Origin of the sequence: Amycolatopsis sp. NPDC051758 (assembly GCF_044453095.1) — a bacterium.
Taxonomy (GTDB): Bacteria; Actinomycetota; Actinomycetes; order Mycobacteriales; family Pseudonocardiaceae; genus Amycolatopsis.
The window spans coordinates 189,480-204,596 of sequence record NZ_JBITCJ010000003.1 but is presented as its reverse complement, the minus strand read 5'-3'; the positions used below and the strand labels follow the sequence as shown (position 1 = coordinate 204,596).

The following is a 15,117-nucleotide window of genomic DNA, read 5'->3' as shown; positions in this document are numbered from 1 at the left end:
GGCACCGCGGCTTCGCCCGTCCCGAGCGCCCCAATGGGGCCTTCGGTGCGCGTGACGCACCCAAGGCCGCCTTGGGGCGCTTGCGCGTCAGCCCGCCAGCGGGGTGCCGGAGACGGCGGCTTCGCCCGCCCAGTCGCGCGGCACGAGGAACCCGGCGAGCGCTGCCTCGGCACTCCCCGGCTCCGGCGTGTACTCGAACTCCCACCGCGCCAGCGGCGGCAGCGCCGTCAGGATGGCCTCGGCGTACCCGCCGGTCTGCAGGCCGGACCGCGTCCCGTGGTCGTGGACGAGGGTGAACTCGACGTACCGGCCGCGGCGGTAGAGCTGCCACTGCCGTTCCCGTTCGCCGTACGGCAGGTCGTGGCGCCGCTGCGCCAGCGGGAGGTACGCGGGCGCGATCGTGGCGATGCCGGCCGCGGTGAACGCGGCCGTGCGGCGCCAGCCGTCCGGGCCCGGCAGGTGCAGGTGGTCGAAGAAGATGCCGCCGATCCCGCGGGTCTCGCCGCGGTGCGGCAGCCGGAAGTGGTCGTCGCAGGCTCGTTTCGCCTGCGCGTGGAACGCCGGGTCGAAGGTGTCGCAGTAGTTCTTCAGCACCCGGTGGAAGTGGGTGGCGTCCTCGGCAAAGCCGTAACACGGTGTCAGGTCCGCGCCGCCGCCGAACCACCACGTGCCGCCGGACTCGAAGTACCGGAAGTTCGCGTGGAACGCCGGCACGTACGGGTTGCGCGGGTGGATCACCACCGACAGCCCGGTTGCGAAGAACCCGCCGTCCGGGTCGAGCCCGTGCTGCGCCGCGACCGCTTCGGGCAGCCCTTCGCCATGCACGGCCGAGTAGTTGACGCCGGCGCGCTCGAAGACGTCACCGTTCTCCAGCAGCCGCGCCTGGCCGCCGCCGCCTTCGGGCCGCTGCCACGCGGACCGGCCGAACCGGGCCCCGCCGTCGAGCCGTTCCAGCTCCGCGACCAGCTCCCGCTGGCCCGAAGTCATCATCGCCTTGACGGCGTCGCGTCTGCTGTCCTCACCCGAAAGCATGCCCCCACCCCCGCGGCGAGGGTACCAGCGAACCGAGGTCAGCCGGCGATTTCCGCCCGCCCGACGACCTTGGTGATCTTCGCCCGGACGAGTGCTTCTTCGGGGACGGCGTTGCGCTTGCCGTACTCCTCGGCGCGCTCGGCGCCCATGTACCGGGCCCCGAGCCGGGTCGCCCACTCGAGGGTCTCGGCGTGGTCGTGGGTGAGCCGCGCTTCGGCGGTGAACTGCACGTACGAGTACGGCGGCTCCTGGTCGTCGACGACGAGGGAGATCCGCGGGTCGCGGCTGATCGCCTTGCCCTTGAGGGTCTCGGTGCCGGTGTTGAAGATCAGCTCGTCACCGTCGGGGCCCTCGTTCAGCAGGAACCAGATCGGGGCGACGATCGGGGCGCCGTTGGCGCGGACCACGGCGAGCTTGCCCGTCCGGGTGCCTTCGGAGGCGAACTTCCACCACTCATCACGGCTCATCTCACGCATGAGGGGGACGTTAACCTGTCACCCGCGCGTGCGCAGAGGGTGGCCGACTAGCCTGGCCTGCTGTGCGAGACGACGAGACCGGCGGCCCGGGCCTGGCCGACGAGGGGCTGACGCGCCGCCTCAAGGCGCTGGCCTGCACCGCGCCGCTGCACGACCTGGACGCGCGGAAGGCGAAGCTCGACTGGGCCGACGCCACGATCTACCAGATGGCCGAGATCGCGCTGCACACGATCGACCAGGTCACCATCGCGATGGACTTCGACACCGGCGCCGGCCACGACGAGGTCATCGACCGACTGCTGCCGTTCATCGCGGCGCAGGCGCCGTCGCGGATGCCCGAGGAGCACGTCCGCGTCGCGAAGTGGGTCCTGGACAACCTGATCAACGTCGGCACCACCGACCGCGGCTTCCGGCGCGTCTACGGCTCGATGGGGCCCGGCGGCTACCAGCGGCGTCAGTTCGACTTCAAGCTGCTCGTCGAGCTGGCCGCCCCGGACGGCGAGGTCTACCTGCGGGCCACCGACGAGGCGATCAACGTGCTCGTCGGCGCGCTCGACACCGATGTCGAGTCCGCGCAGATCGCCGCCGAGGTCAAGCTCGAGAACCTGATCAACCGCGGGCGGCTCGCCGACGCGAAGCTCGCCGCCGAGCAGGCCCGCTACCGGACCGTCCAGTACGGCGAGACGCTGCGCGCGAAGCTCGACGCGACCCGCCGCGACGTCCGGTCCGTCGACTGGGAACGTGAGGTCCCCGAGCTGCTGGACAGCGCGCTCAGTCACATCGAAGCCCGCTTCCGCGCCGAGAACGCGATCCTCAAGAACATCACCACCGCCCGCGACGAGACCGAGGACCTCGACCGCAAGCGCCGCGCCGCCGAGCTCGTCGACATCGTCGGTGACTGCATCCGGCGGCACACGCGGCTGCAGTCCCGGCTGGCCGACGCGGGCGCGGTGTTCCGCGCCGAACAGGACCGCCAGCAGTTCTCCGGCCCGCCCCAGCGCGCCACCCTCGACCTGTTCGGCCAGCTCCTCGTGCCGACGCTCGGGTTGCCGCTGGCCGACGCCGTCGCCCCGGCCGAGCACTTCTTCCACGCCGTCGCCGGCATCTCCGCCCCGGTCGTGCCGTCGCTGTCCGCCCTGGTCTCGCTGCTGCTGCGGCCCGCGCCGGAACGCGACCAGCTCGTCGGCGAGATCCCCGAGCCGGAGCTGATGCCCGCCGACATCACCGACAAGTTCGGCGACGACGTCTGGCGCGCGGCCGACCACCTGCTCGACCTGCCCGAAGTCCCGCGACGGCTCTCCGGCCTGCTCGAAGAAGCCCGCCGCAGCCGCCAGCCCGGGCTCGCGGCCCTGGTCGCGCTGCGCGCGGTCCACGCCTACAGTCCCGGGGTCGGCGCGGCCCGGCGCCAGGGCGACCGGCAGGTGCTGCTCGCCGTCGACGACGGCACGCTGCTCGACGACCCGGACTTCGGCGGCGCCGACCTGCTGCTGTCCACGGCGGCCGTCGAGCGCGCCGACGAAGAAGAGAACGAGGAGGTCGCCTGACATGGCGCTGTCCCACAGCAGTGTGGACGCCGAGGCCGCGGCCCGGCTGGTCGCCTTCGGCATGCGGCCGAAGCAGCTGCCCGCGCGTGACGTCGTCTACGGCGACCTCGTGCGCCGCTACGGCGAGGACAACGCGTTCAAGGCGCTCACCCACGCGGTCGCCGCCGGGCTCGGGCTGATGGTGCTGGAGGTCAACCAGCAGGCCGGCGCGGTGCTCGCGGCGACCGACGAGTCCGTCTTCGAGATCAAGATGGACTCCTACGCCCGCCAGGCCAAGATCCGCGAACGCCGTGAGACGGAGAAGGTGCTGCACGGCCTGATCCACCTCGCCACCGCCGCGCTCGGCTACCCGCGCCCCGACGACCTCGCCAACGACACCTACATCGGCCGCGTCAGCGTCGAGCAGGTCGACGCGATGGTCCGCGAAGCCGCCCGCATCCTCGACGAACGGGCCGCGGCGGCCGAGGCCAACAACGACCCGCTGGCCGACGCGCCCGAGCTGGAACAGGCCTGGCGCGCCTACGCCCGGCGTCCCGCCGCGGCGGCGACCAAGGACGGCCGGCTCGCCGCCGACACCACCCGCGGCATGGTCTCGCGCGCCCTGCGCTTCCTCGCCGACCAGGGCTTCCTGGTCCCGGTGAGCGACGAGCAGGGCGGCACCTACCGCACCACACCGCGCTACCAGATCCAGGTCCGCGAACTCGCCGCCGACGCCGCCTTCGACGACCTGCTCGCGCTGGACGTCGTGGCCGTCGCGAGCGACGGCGGCTCGTTGCGTGCGGCCGCGTCGGACACGCTGTAAAAGGGGAGTAGATGTACGAGCTTTCGCGGGTCCGCCTGCACTCGGTCGGTCCGGCGGGTGCCCGCTACCAGGACGTCGTGCTCGACTTCAGCGGCGTCGGCGCCAAGATCACCGCGCCCCAGCAGGACGCGTTGTTCAGCGCCGGCATCCACGCGACCGGCCCCGCCGAACTGCGGCGGCCGTCCCCGGCGAGCGTGCTGTTCCTGGAGAACGGCGGCGGCAAGTCCGTCCTGATCAAGCTGATCTTCTCGGTGATGCTTCCGGGCCGCCGCCAGGTCGTCGGCACCACCAGCACCAAGGTGCTCGAGAAGTTCGTCGCCGCCAAGGACGTCTCGCACGTCGTCCTCGAGTGGCTGCACGTCGAGAGCGGGCACCGGATCATCACCGGCAAGGTCTCCGAGTGGCGCGGGCACGTCGTGTCCGCCGACTCCGAAAACCTGGCCGACTCCTGGTACTGCTTCCGCCCGACCTCGGCGCTGGCGCTCGACTCCCTGCCGATGACGCAGGACGGCCGGCTGCTCACCATGTCCGGCTTCCACGACAAGCTCGCCGCGGCCCAGCTGGCCGAGCCCGAGCTGGAACTGTCCTGGACCCGCCGCCACCACGAGTGGACCGGCCGGCTCGACACCCTCGGCCTCGACACCGAGCTGTTCCGCTACCAGCGTGCGATGAACGCCGGCGAGGGTGAGGCCGCCGACGCGTTCGCCTTCGGCACCGACGATGCGTTTGTCGAGTTCCTGTTGAAGGCGGTCATTTCCGAGGACGAGCCGAAGGATCTCGCCGAGGTCGTCTCGACCTACGCGCACAACTTGGCGCAGCGCGGGGATCTGTTGTCCGAGCGCGACTTCGTGGCGGGCGCGCTGGATCTGCTGGGGCCGCTGGCCGCCGAAGAAGGTGTTGCCGCCGAGTCGCGCAAGATCGCGGAGACCGCCAAGACCGCGATGGCCGAGCTGGCCGGCCGGGTCGTCGCACGCAACGAGCTGGAGAACGCGCGGCTGTCGGGGCTCGAGGACCACGTCACCGAGATCAAGTCCGCGGAGAAGCTCGCCGAGGGTGACCACCGGCGGCTCGCCGCGGGCGTCACGGAACTGCGGCGCCTGGTCGCGGTGCTGCGCCTGGACGAGGCCCAGGAGGCCCGCAAGCGTGTCGACGCCGAACTCGCCGAGGCGAAGACCGCGGCCGAAGCGTGGCGTGAGACGGCGACCGTGCTCAACCAGCTGAACGCGGCTCGCAAGGCGAAGGACCTGCGCGAGCTCGTCGGCAGCCGCGAGGAGAAGGCGCGACCGGCACTGCAGGCGCGCAACAACGCGGCGTCCGCGCTGGCCCGTGGGCTGCACTCGCTGGCGCAGGACGCCCAGCGCCAGGCCGACAAGGCCGAGGCGCACGCGGGTGCGTTGCGCGCCGAGGCGGAGAAGGCCCAGACCGAGCGCGACGAGGCCGCCAACCTCGCGGCCGCCCGTCGGGCCGAAGCACGCGGGCTCACGACGCGGATCACCGAGCTGCGCGAAGAGGTCCAGAACGCCGTCCGGGCCGGGCTGCTGCCCTCGGGTGCCGACGTCGCGGAAGCTTCACGGACCGCCCGGACCGCGGCCGAATCCGCGGCCGCCGAGCTGACCCGGCGCGAGCAGGAGCTCGACCGCGTCGCGGCGGATCTCCAAGCGGCGCAACGGGCCGTGAACGAGGCGCACCAGCTCGCGGGCACCACGCAGGACCGGTTCGAACGCGCCACCGAGGACCTCGACCGGGCGCACCGCCGCACCGACGCGCTCGCCGCCGAGGGCCGGCTGGTCGAGCTGCTCGGCGCGGACGACGTCGCCCTCGAAAGCGACCTGCCGGTGCTGCTGGAACGGCTGCGCGAAGCGAGCGCGTCCGTCGAGAAGGAGCAGACCGCGCTGCGGATGGAGGAGTCCGCCGACGAGCGGGCCCTGGCCGCGCTGGGCTCCGGCGGGCTGCTGCCGCCACCGGAAGACGTCCAGGCCGCGCTGGACGCCCTGGAGGAAGCCGGGATCACCGCGTGGTCCGGCTGGCGCTATCTGTCCAAACTGGACTCCGACCGTCGGGCCGAGGTGCTGGAAAACCTGCCGCAGCTCGTTTCCGGTGTCCTGCTCAACGACACCGCGCACGCGGACCGCGCCCGCGAGGTGCTGACCAAGCGGCGGCTGCTGCCGAGCGCGATCATCGCCGTCGGCACCACCGAAGCGCTGCTCGCCGAGGCGGCCACCGCGCCCGGTGTCGAGTTCCTCGTGCCGCCGAACCCCGCGATGTACGACGAAGAAGCCGCCGACGCCGAGCGCGAAGCCGTGGCGCGGCGGAACACCGAGCGGCAGCGGCGGCTGGAAGCCTTGGCCGCCAAGCTGTCCGCGGACGGCGCGTTGACGTGGAAGCTCACGACGTGGCGCGAGGACTACCCGCCGGGTGCCGTCGCGACGCTCGCCGAGCAAGCCCAGGCGGCCCGGACCGCACGGGAGACCGCGCGCACCGCGCTGGCGCAGGCCGACGCGGAATTCGTGCGGCTGAGCGAAAAAACGGCGTTGCTGCGCGAACGCGTCCCGGAACTCCGGGCGGCCGCGGCCGAGGCCGAAGAGCGGGCCCGCCGGCTCGGCGAGCTGGGGACCCGCAGCGCCCGGATCGCGGAGTGGACCGAGGAGGTCGAGCGCGCCACCGAGGTCGCCGAGCGCGCCGACCTGCAGGCCGCCGACGCGGCGGGCAAGGCCGCGCGGCTGCGTGAGCAGGCGGGTGAAGAGCAGCGCACCGCCGACGGGCACCGCCGGACCGCGACCACCGCCCGTGCCGAGCTCGCCGAGGTGCCGGGCGCGGCCGACGCCGCCGAAGGCCCGGTGCCGGCGGAACCGGTCGACGCGCTGCGCCGGACCTACCTTTCGGCGTCCGAGTCGTACGCGAAGGTCGAGGTCGGCAGCGACCTGCGGGCCGAGCTGGAACAGGCCGAATCGGCCGAAGCGGCGGCCGGCTCGGCCGTCGAGTCGCTCGACGAAGCCGTCCGGGCGACGGCGGCCGAGCTGCTGGAAACCCCCGACGGCTCCGACGCCTCGGCCCGCGCGGCCGCGTTGGCCCGCGCCCGCCGGGTTGTCGACGGCCTTGAGGACGAGCGCACCGAAGCCATCGGGCTCGTCTCGACCCGGCGCGCCGAGCTGGACGCGCTGCCCCTGCAGAACGGCGCCACCGGGGAAAAGCCGCGCGACATCGAGCACGGCCTGGAGCTGATCGACGCCGCCGGACTCGAGGTGTCCGTGGCCGCGCGCAAGTGGGAAGAGCTGCAGGAACGCCGGGCCGCGGCGGAAGCCACCCTCGAATCCGCGAAGAGTTCGGCGTCGGGCTTCTCGCTGCTCGCCGAGTCGATGGCCCATTTGGTGACGGACACGGACGCGGTGGCCTACGACGGCGACGTCGAGACGGCCCGCGCGCAGCACACGCGCCTGAACGCGACGCTTTCGGAAGCGCAGGAGGCCGCCGACGCGGGGGACCGCCGGGTACGCGCGGCCGCGGACCAGCTCGCGCAGTACGCGACGGAGAAGCGGTTCGAGAAGCTGAGCACGCCGGTGCGGCAGCAGGTCATCTCGGTCAAGCGCGACCAGCTCCCGGCGCACGCCGCCGAGTGGGCCGAGGCGCTGCGGCCGCGGCTGCGGTCGCTCACCGACGACCTCGCGCAGATCGACCGGCACCGCGGCGGCATCATCACCCGCCTGCAGGGCATGGTCGACGGCGCGCTCCGGCAGCTGCGCTCCGCCCAGCGCGTCTCCCGGCTGCCGGACGGCCTCGGCGACTGGTCCGGGCAGGAGTTCCTGCGCATCCGGTTCACCGAGCTGGAGGACAACGCGCTCACCGAGAAGCTCGGCGAGGTCGTCGACGAGGCCGCGGTGGGCAAGACCGCCGACGGCCGCGACGTCAAGCGCGACGGGCTTTCCTTGGTGCTGCGGGGAGTCCGGGCCGCGGCGCCCAAGGGGTTCCGCGTCGACATGCTCAAGCCGGACTCGGTGCTGCGGACCGAACGCCAGCGCGTCTCGGAGATCCGGGACGTGTTCTCCGGCGGCCAGCAGCTGACCGCGGCGATCATCCTCTACTGCACGCTCGCGGCGTTGCGCGCCAACAACCGCGGCAAGGTCCGCAACCGCCACTCCGGCGTGCTGTTCCTGGACAACCCGATCGGCCGCGCGTCGGCCGGGTACCTGCTGGAGCTGCAGCGGGCGGTCGCCGAGGCGCTGGGCGTCCAGCTGATCTACACGACGGGCCTGTTCGACGCGGGCGCGCTGTCGGAGTTCCCGCTGATCGTGCGGCTGCGCAACGACGCCGACCTGCGGGCAGGCCGGAAGTACCTGTCGGTGGACTCGACGATCCGCAACTCGCTGGAGGACCTGGGCGAGCCCGACGGCGTCGCGCGGCTCTCGGCGACGCGGATGTTCTCGCGGCCGTCCGAAGCGCCGGCGGATTCCGCCGAGGACGAACAAACGGCGTGACGGGAACAACCCGGCCCGGTTCGAGGTTGCCCGGCGCATGACGAAACTGGGGCCGCTGGGGGCCACCCACACCGCGTTGAACACCGCCGAGCCGGCCGCCGCCGTCGCGACCGCCACCGAGCTCGAAGAACTGGGCTACACCACGCTCTGGCTGGCCGGCGGCCAGGGCAACAACCTCCCGCGGATCACCGAGGTGGTCCGCGGGACTTCGCGGGTCCAGGTGGCCAGCGGAATCCTGCCGGTCGACCAGGTGCCGGCCGCCGAAGTCGCCGCGGCCTACGCGGACCTGCCCGCCGGGCGGTTCGTCGTCGGGCTGGGCGGGGCGCACGGGGCGCGTCCGCTGGGCACGCTGAACGCCTACCTGGACGAGATCGACACGGCCGTGCCCGCGGCCGACCGGATCCTTTCGGCGCTCGGGCCGAAGATGCTGGAGCTGGCGCGGGACCGGGCCTCGGGCGCGTACCCGTACCTGGTCACGCCGGACTACATCGCGTCGGCGCGGGAGATCCTCGGGGCCGGCAAGCAGCTGGCGGTGCTGCTGAACGTCGTCGCGGAGACCGACGCCACCGCGGCGCGGGACGCCGTCCGCGGCGCCGGGCTGCGGTTCCTCACCGGGATGCCGGCCTACGCGGCGAACCTCCGCCGCATGGGCTTCTCCGACGGCGACCTCGCGGACCTGTCCGACCGGCTCGTCGACGGCGTCTCCGTCTGGGGTGACTTCGACACCGTGGTGGCGCGGCTGGGGGAGTACCGGGCCGCGGGCGCGGACCAGGTCGTCGTCCAGCTCGACGGGCTCCCCCGCGAGTGGTGGCCACGCCTGGCCGAGGCGGTGCGGTGACCGCCCGGGCCCGCGGGCTCACGCACGCGCTGCCGGCGGAGGTGTCCCTGCAGGACGCCCTCGCCGCGGTCGCGGATCCGGTGCGCCGCAGTATCCTGCGTGAGCTCGCCGAGGTCCCGGAGTGGACGAAGGCGTGCGGCACGTTCGACCTGCCGGTGGCGAAGGCGACGCTCAGCCACCACTTCTCGGTGCTGCGCGCGGCGGGCCTGATCGAGCAGCGCGACGCGGGCCCGCGACGGCTGAACCGCTTGCGGCGTCCGGAGTTCGACGCGGCGTTCCCGGGGTTGCTGGACTTGGTGCTCAGTCACCCCGGCCGGTGAAGGCGAGGGTGGTGCCGAGGCCGATCATGACGAGGCCGCCGGTGCCGCCGACCATCTCGAGGCGTTTCGGTGAGCGGGCGAACCACGCCCGGGCGGTGCCCGCCACCAGCGCCCACGCGGTGTCGGTGGCCAGCGCGATCGCCGGCAGGCACAGGCCGAGCAGCAGCATCTGGACCGCGACGGACCCGGCGGCCGGCTCGACGAACTGGGGCAGCAGCGCGGCCAGGAACACGATCGACTTCGGGTTCGCGAAGCCGACGACGAATCCGTCGCGCAGCACGGTCAGGACGCGGCCGGGCTTGGCGGGCACCTTCGCCGCCATCGCGTCGGTGAGCTTCCGCCGGTGCCGCAGGGCCTGGACGCCGAGGTACACGAGGTAGAGCGCGCCGGCGATCTTGATCGTGGTGAACACCGCGGCCGACGTCGTCACGAGCACGCCGAGGCCGAACGCGACCGCGACGACCTGGGTGTAAACGCCGATGGAGTTGCCCACGACGGTGAGCAGCGCGTCGCGCCGCCCGACCGTGAGCGCGCGGCTGATGGTGAAGAGCACGCTCGGACCGGGGACGACGACCATGAGGAACGTCAGAGCGGCGAAGGCCGCGAAGTGCGCACCGGAGACCATTCCGCGAGCGTAAGGGCGGCACGGCCGGACGACCAGGCGTTTTTGTCGGTGCCGGGTGGTATCAACAGCGGGTGCCTCCGAAGATCAGCACCGAACAGCGCCGGGCCCGCCTCGCCACCCGGCACCACCTGGCCGCGCCCGCGGCCACGGTGGCGGACGCCGTGGCCGGGGTGGTCGCGCTGCACGCCACCGACCCGGCGACCGTCCACCTGTCGGCGTGCGCGCGGCTCGCTGCACCGGCGATCGCTTCGGTGGAACGAGCTCTGTACGACGACCGCACCTTGCTGCGGCTGCTCGGCATGCGCCGCACGGTGTTCGTCACCGGGCTGGAGACCGCGGCCCTCGTGCAGGCCGGGTGTTCCGCGGACATCGAGGTCAAGCAGCGGAAGCTGCTGGAACAGCACCTCGGGCAGCAGGGGCACCCGGAGAACGTACCGGAGCCGGGGGAGTGGCTGGCCGACGTCGAAGCGTCGGTGGAGGCGGCCCTGCGCGCCCGCGGCTCGGCGACGGCGCAGCAGCTGAGCGAGGACGAGCCGCGGCTGCGCCAGCAACTGCTGATGGCCGCGGGCAAGCCGTACGAAGCGATCGGCAACGTCACCAGCCGGGTGCTGTTCCTGCTCGCGGCGGGCGGCCGGATCGCCCGCGGGCGGCCGCGCGGCAGCTGGATCAGCACCCAGTACGTCTGGCACCCCTTGGACGAATGGGTGCCGGGCGGGCTGGCGCACTGGGAGCCCGAAGCGGCGCGGGTGGAGCTGGCGCGGCGCTGGCTGCGCGCGTACGGCCCGGCGCCGGTGACGGACCTGCGCTGGTGGACGGGCTGGACGGCGGGGCAGACGAAGAAAGCCCTGTCCGTGGTGGAGCCCGCGGAGGTCGACCTGGACGGCGTGCCCGGGGTCGCCCTGCCGGACGACGTCGCACCGGTGCCGGCGCCACCACCGTGGGTGGCGTTCCTGCCCGCGCTGGACCCGACCCCGATGGGCTGGCAGGACCGCGACTGGTTCCTCGGCCCGCACCGCGCGGCGCTGTTCGACCGCAGCGGCAACATCGGCCCGACGATCTGGCTGGCCGGTCGCGTCGTGGGCGGCTGGGCCCAGCGCGCGTCGGGCGAAATCGTGTTCCGGCTGCTGGAAGACGTGGGCGCGGACGCGAAATCGATGGTCGAGGCGGAGGCGGGCCGGTGCGCCGGCTGGTACGGCGAGGTTCGGGCGACACCCCGGTTCCGGACCCCGCTGGAGCGGGAGCTGGTCCGGTGAGCCGTCGCTGGATCGGTCGAGTCATCGACCTCACGCCCCGGCCCGCGGGCCCTTTCGGAACCCCTTCCAAGCCTCCTTTTGCGGAAGATCCACTGAATCGTTCCAGGGGGACGCGGGGGTCGCCGTCACGACTCTCTCGGCACCTGCCGCTCCCAGGCAGAACCGGTGAACCGCCAGGGGCACCGGTCCGCCGTGGTCCAGGTGTCGGGCAGGTGAACAACACCCCGCTCGCGGCCCCGGCTTCTTAATCGATTCTTGACCCGTTCGCCAAGTGGTGGAAGTCTCGTCAGGGCAGTCAGGGACGCGCATGCCCGCACGCTAGGGTTGCCGCGAGCCCGCAAGTCACGGCCGGGACTCCCGGCCGATCCTCAGAGGAGTGGCAGCAGTGACCGTTCGCGTAGGTGTCAACGGCTTCGGCCGCATCGGCCGCAACTTCTTCCGCGCCGTGCAGGCCAGCGGCCACGACATCGAGGTTGTCGCCTTCAACGACCTCGGCGACGTCGCCACCATGGCCCACCTGCTGAAGTACGACTCCATCCTGGGCCGGTTCCCGGGTGAGGTCAGCGTCAGCGACGAGGGCATCGTCGTGGACGGCAAGACCATCAAGGCCCTCGCCGAGCGCGACCCGGCCAACCTGCCCTGGGGCGACCTGGGCGTGGACGTCGTCGTCGAGTCCACCGGCTTCTTCACCAACGCCGACGCCGCCAAGGCGCACATCGCCGGCGGTGCCAAGAAGGTCATCATCTCCGCGCCCGCCAAGGGTGAGGACCTGACCGTCGTCCTCGGCGTCAACGACGAGAAGTACGACGGCTCGCAGAACATCATCTCCAACGCCTCGTGCACCACCAACTGCCTCGGCCCGCTGGCCAAGGTCCTCAACGACGCCTTCGGCATCGAGCAGGGCCTGATGACCACGATCCACGCGTACACGCAGGACCAGAACCTGCAGGACGGCCCGCACAAGGACCTCCGCCGCGCCCGCGCCGCCGCGCTGAACGTGGTGCCCGCCTCGACCGGCGCCGCCAAGGCGATCGGCCTGGTGCTGCCGGAGCTGCTGGGCAAGCTGGACGGCTACGCGCTGCGCGTCCCGGTGCCGACAGGCTCGGCCACCGACCTCACGGTGACCCTGAAGAAGGCCGCCACCGTCGACGAGATCAACGCCGCCTACCAGGCCGCCGCCGAGGGCCCGCTCGCCGGCATCCTGCGCTACTCGGTCGACCCGATCGTGTCCTCGGACATCGTCACCGACCCGGCGTCCTGCATCTACGACTCGCCGCTGACCAAGGTCATCGGCAACCAGGTCAAGGTCGTCGGCTGGTACGACAACGAGTGGGGCTACTCCAACCGCCTCGCGGACCTGATCAAGCTCGTCGGTTCGAAGCTCTGAGCCGGATGACCGTCAAGAACCTCGACGACCTGCTGGGCGAGGGCGTTCAGGGCCGCTACGTACTCGTGCGTTCCGACCTGAACGTCCCGCTCGACGGGGATCGCATCACCGACGACGGCCGGGTCCGCGCCGCGCTGCCGACGATCAAGAAGCTCGCCGACGCGGGCGCGAAGGTCGTCGTCACTGCGCACCTCGGCCGCCCCAAGGGCGAGCCGGACCCGAAGTACACCCTGGCCCCGGTGGCCAAGCGGCTCTCGGAGCTGCTCGGCGCCGAGGCCACGCTGGCCGGTGACCTCGTCGGCGAGTCCGCCAAGGCGCTGACCGCAGGCCTCGCCGACGGCGGCGTCGTCCTGCTGGAGAACGTGCGTTTCGACGCGCGCGAGACCAGCAAGGACGCCGTGGACCGCTCCGAGCTGGCCGCCGAGCTGGGCGCGCTCGTCCCGGGCGGCGCGTTCGTCTCCGACGGCTTCGGTGTCGTGCACCGCAAGCAGGCGTCGGTCTACGAGGTCGCTTCGGTGCTCCCGGCGTACGCGGGTGGCCTGGTGCTGGCCGAGCTGGACGTGCTGAAGAAGCTGACCGACGACGTGCAGCGGCCCTACGTGGTCGTGCTCGGCGGCGCGAAGGTGTCCGACAAGCTCGGCGTCATCGCGAACCTGCTGACCAAGGTCGACCGGCTGCTCGTCGGCGGCGGCATGGCGTACACCTTCCTCAAGGCCCAGGGCCACGAGGTCGGCCAGTCGCTGCTGCAGGCCGACCAGCTCGACCAGGTGAAGGGCTTCCTCGCCGAGGCCGAGAAGCGCGGTGTCGAACTGGTGCTGCCGGTCGACGTGCTGGCCGCCACCGAGTTCGCGGCCGACGCCGAGAACGAGGTTGTCGACGCCACCGCCATCCCGGCCGACCGCCAGGGCCTCGACATCGGCCCGCGTTCGCGTGAGCTGTTCGCGAGCAAGCTGGCCGACGCCAAGACCGTGTTCTGGAACGGCCCGATGGGCGTGTTCGAGTTCGAGGCGTTCTCCGGCGGCACCCGTGCCGTCGCCGAAGCCCTGGTCAAGAGCGACGCGTTCACCGTCGTCGGCGGTGGCGACTCGGCCGCCGCGGTGCGGCAGTTGGGCCTGCCCGAGGACGGCTTTTCGCACATCTCCACCGGAGGCGGGGCCTCGCTCGAGTACCTCGAAGGCAAGGAACTGCCGGGCGTGACCGCCCTGGAGGAGAAGAACTAGTGGCACGCAAGCCGTTCATCGCCGGCAACTGGAAGATGAACCTGAACCACCTCGAGGCGATCGCGCTGGTGCAGAAGATCGCCTTCGCGCTGCCGGAGAAGTACTACGCGAAGGTCGACGTGGCGGTGCTGCCGCCGTTCACCGACATCCGCAGCGTGCAGACCCTGGTCGACGGCGACAAGCTGTCGCTGACGTACGGCGCGCAGGACCTCTCGCCGAACGATTCCGGTGCCTACACCGGGGACATCTCGGGCGTGATGCTCGCGAAGCTGGGCTGCAAGTTCGTCGCCGTCGGGCACTCGGAGCGGCGCGAATACCACGCCGAGACCGACGAGCTGGTCAACAAGAAGGTCAAGGCCGCGCTCAAGCACGGCATCACGCCGATCCTCTGCATCGGGGAGAAGCTCGAGGTCCGCGAGGCCGGCGAGCACATCCACCACACCACGACGCAGCTGATCGACGGCCTGAAGGGCCTCAAGGCCGAGCAGGTCGGCAGCGTGGTCGTCGCGTACGAGCCGGTCTGGGCGATCGGCACCGGCAAGGTCGCCTCTTCGGCCGACGCCGAAGAGGTCTGCAAGGCCATCCGCGCCACCCTCCAGGAGAAGTACGGCGACGACGTCGCTTCGTCCGTCCGGGTGCTCTACGGGGGATCGGTGAAGTCGGGCAACATCAGCGAGCTGGTGGGCTGCGAGAACATCGACGGTGCCCTGGTCGGCGGAGCGAGCCTGGATGGTGAAGAGTTCACGAAACTCTGCGCACTCGCCGCGGGCGGGCCGCTGCCCTGATCGAGGCCACGACCGGGTAGCCTGTGTATCCGGTCCGTCACACAGCAGTGGACGAGTCCAGGGGTACGGTGGAGGTCGGAAACGACCATGCCGTACCCCTGCATTCTCCGAGAGCCCAAGGGATGACATGAAGCTGTTCCTGCAAATCCTGTTGATCGTCACCAGTGTCTTCCTGGTGGTCGCTGTGCTGCTGCACCGTGGCCGGGGCGGTGGCCTGTCGTCGCTGTTCGGCGGCGGGATGCAGTCGAGCCTGGCCGGGTCGAGCGTGGCCGAGAAGAACCTCGACCGGATCACCCTGCTGCTGGGCGCGGTCTGGCTGATCAGCATCGTGGGCCTGGGTCTGCTGCTCAAGGTGTGAGGCGT

Annotated in this window: 13 protein-coding genes; 10 read left to right on the top strand and 3 right to left on the bottom strand. The window is 72.0% G+C overall.

Annotated features, from left to right (window positions below; translation table 11 throughout):
• Positions 1–87: 87 nt before the first annotated feature.
• Together hemF and ACIA5G_RS16300 are read right to left on the bottom strand one after the other, a co-directional pair.
• Positions 88–1,032, bottom strand: coding sequence for an oxygen-dependent coproporphyrinogen oxidase (hemF, locus tag ACIA5G_RS16305; protein ID WP_395923730.1), 945 nt, complete (start codon positions 1,030–1,032; stop codon positions 88–90).
• Positions 1,033–1,070: 38 nt separating this feature from the next.
• Entirely contained in the window at positions 1,071–1,508 is a 438-nt protein-coding gene (locus tag ACIA5G_RS16300; protein WP_395923728.1) for a PPOX class F420-dependent oxidoreductase, read from the bottom strand.
• 62 nt (positions 1,509–1,570) lie between these two features.
• On the opposite strand from ACIA5G_RS16300, the gene ACIA5G_RS16295 reads away from it, so the two are divergent.
• From ACIA5G_RS16295 to ACIA5G_RS16275, 5 genes are read left to right on the top strand one after another with little or no spacing between them, the layout of a single operon-like run.
• Positions 1,571–3,052, top strand: coding sequence for a hypothetical protein (locus ACIA5G_RS16295; protein ID WP_395923726.1), 1,482 nt, complete (start codon positions 1,571–1,573; stop codon positions 3,050–3,052).
• Position 3,053: 1 nt separating this feature from the next.
• Positions 3,054–3,854 (top strand): hypothetical protein, encoded by an 801-nt coding sequence (locus tag ACIA5G_RS16290; RefSeq protein ID WP_395923724.1) that lies wholly within the window; start codon positions 3,054–3,056, stop codon positions 3,852–3,854.
• 11 nt (positions 3,855–3,865) lie between these two features.
• Positions 3,866–8,326, top strand: a complete 4,461-nt coding sequence (locus tag ACIA5G_RS16285) for a hypothetical protein (RefSeq protein ID WP_395923722.1) — start codon at positions 3,866–3,868, stop codon at positions 8,324–8,326.
• Positions 8,327–8,363: 37 nt separating this feature from the next.
• Positions 8,364–9,164: a TIGR03620 family F420-dependent LLM class oxidoreductase gene (locus ACIA5G_RS16280; protein ID WP_395923720.1), complete on the top strand. Its 801-nt coding sequence runs from the start codon at positions 8,364–8,366 to the stop codon at positions 9,162–9,164.
• On the top strand, positions 9,161–9,484 hold the full coding sequence (locus ACIA5G_RS16275; protein ID WP_395923718.1) for an ArsR/SmtB family transcription factor: 324 nt from the start codon (positions 9,161–9,163) through the stop codon (positions 9,482–9,484). Before ACIA5G_RS16280 ends, ACIA5G_RS16275 begins: the two co-directional genes overlap by 4 nt.
• On the opposite strand, the gene ACIA5G_RS16270 is transcribed toward ACIA5G_RS16275, so the two are convergent.
• A complete protein-coding gene (locus ACIA5G_RS16270) occupies positions 9,465–10,109 on the bottom strand; it encodes a LysE family translocator (protein WP_395923716.1) in 645 nt (214 codons plus the stop codon). The two genes, ACIA5G_RS16275 and ACIA5G_RS16270, sit on opposite strands and share 20 nt — an antisense overlap.
• Before the next feature lie 71 nt (positions 10,110–10,180).
• Between ACIA5G_RS16270 and ACIA5G_RS16265 the strand changes: the two genes are divergently transcribed.
• The 5 genes from ACIA5G_RS16265 to secG all read left to right on the top strand — a co-directional run bounded on the left by ACIA5G_RS16265 (position 10,181) and on the right by secG (position 15,112).
• A complete protein-coding gene (locus tag ACIA5G_RS16265) occupies positions 10,181–11,362 on the top strand; it encodes a winged helix DNA-binding domain-containing protein (protein ID WP_395923714.1) in 1,182 nt (393 codons plus the stop codon).
• Between the two features lie 385 nt (positions 11,363–11,747).
• Entirely contained in the window at positions 11,748–12,749 is a 1,002-nt protein-coding gene (gap, locus tag ACIA5G_RS16260) for a type I glyceraldehyde-3-phosphate dehydrogenase (RefSeq protein WP_395923712.1), read from the top strand.
• Positions 12,750–12,754: 5 nt separating this feature from the next.
• A complete protein-coding gene (locus ACIA5G_RS16255; RefSeq protein WP_395923710.1) occupies positions 12,755–13,969 on the top strand; it encodes a phosphoglycerate kinase in 1,215 nt (404 codons plus the stop codon).
• Complete coding sequence (gene tpiA / locus ACIA5G_RS16250) at positions 13,969–14,754, top strand: triose-phosphate isomerase (RefSeq protein WP_395923709.1); 786 nt, start codon at positions 13,969–13,971, stop codon at positions 14,752–14,754. The genes ACIA5G_RS16255 and tpiA overlap by 1 nt, the downstream gene beginning before the upstream one ends.
• 127 nt (positions 14,755–14,881) lie before the next feature.
• Positions 14,882–15,112 carry a preprotein translocase subunit SecG gene (secG, locus tag ACIA5G_RS16245; RefSeq protein WP_086845181.1) on the top strand — a complete coding sequence of 77 codons (231 nt, stop codon included), beginning with the start codon at positions 14,882–14,884 and terminating at the stop codon, positions 15,110–15,112.
• Positions 15,113–15,117: the final 5 nt, after the last annotated feature.

Excerpts from the sequence above, each read along its gene's own strand:
- ACIA5G_RS16285 (WP_395923722.1), top strand. The coding sequence starts at position 3,866 with ATGTACGAGCTTTCGCGGGTCCGCCTGCACTCGGTCGGTCCGGCGGGT.
- ACIA5G_RS16255 (WP_395923710.1), top strand. The coding sequence starts at position 12,755 with ATGACCGTCAAGAACCTCGACGACCTGCTGGGCGAGGGCGTTCAGGGC.
- secG (WP_086845181.1), top strand. The coding sequence starts at position 14,882 with ATGAAGCTGTTCCTGCAAATCCTGTTGATCGTCACCAGTGTCTTCCTG.
- hemF (WP_395923730.1), bottom strand. The coding sequence starts at position 1,032 with ATGCTTTCGGGTGAGGACAGCAGACGCGACGCCGTCAAGGCGATGATG.
- ACIA5G_RS16270 (WP_395923716.1), bottom strand. The coding sequence starts at position 10,109 with ATGGTCTCCGGTGCGCACTTCGCGGCCTTCGCCGCTCTGACGTTCCTC.
- ACIA5G_RS16300 (WP_395923728.1), bottom strand. The coding sequence starts at position 1,508 with ATGCGTGAGATGAGCCGTGATGAGTGGTGGAAGTTCGCCTCCGAAGGC.
- ACIA5G_RS16290 (WP_395923724.1), top strand. The coding sequence starts at position 3,054 with ATGGCGCTGTCCCACAGCAGTGTGGACGCCGAGGCCGCGGCCCGGCTG.
- ACIA5G_RS16280 (WP_395923720.1), top strand. The coding sequence starts at position 8,364 with ATGACGAAACTGGGGCCGCTGGGGGCCACCCACACCGCGTTGAACACC.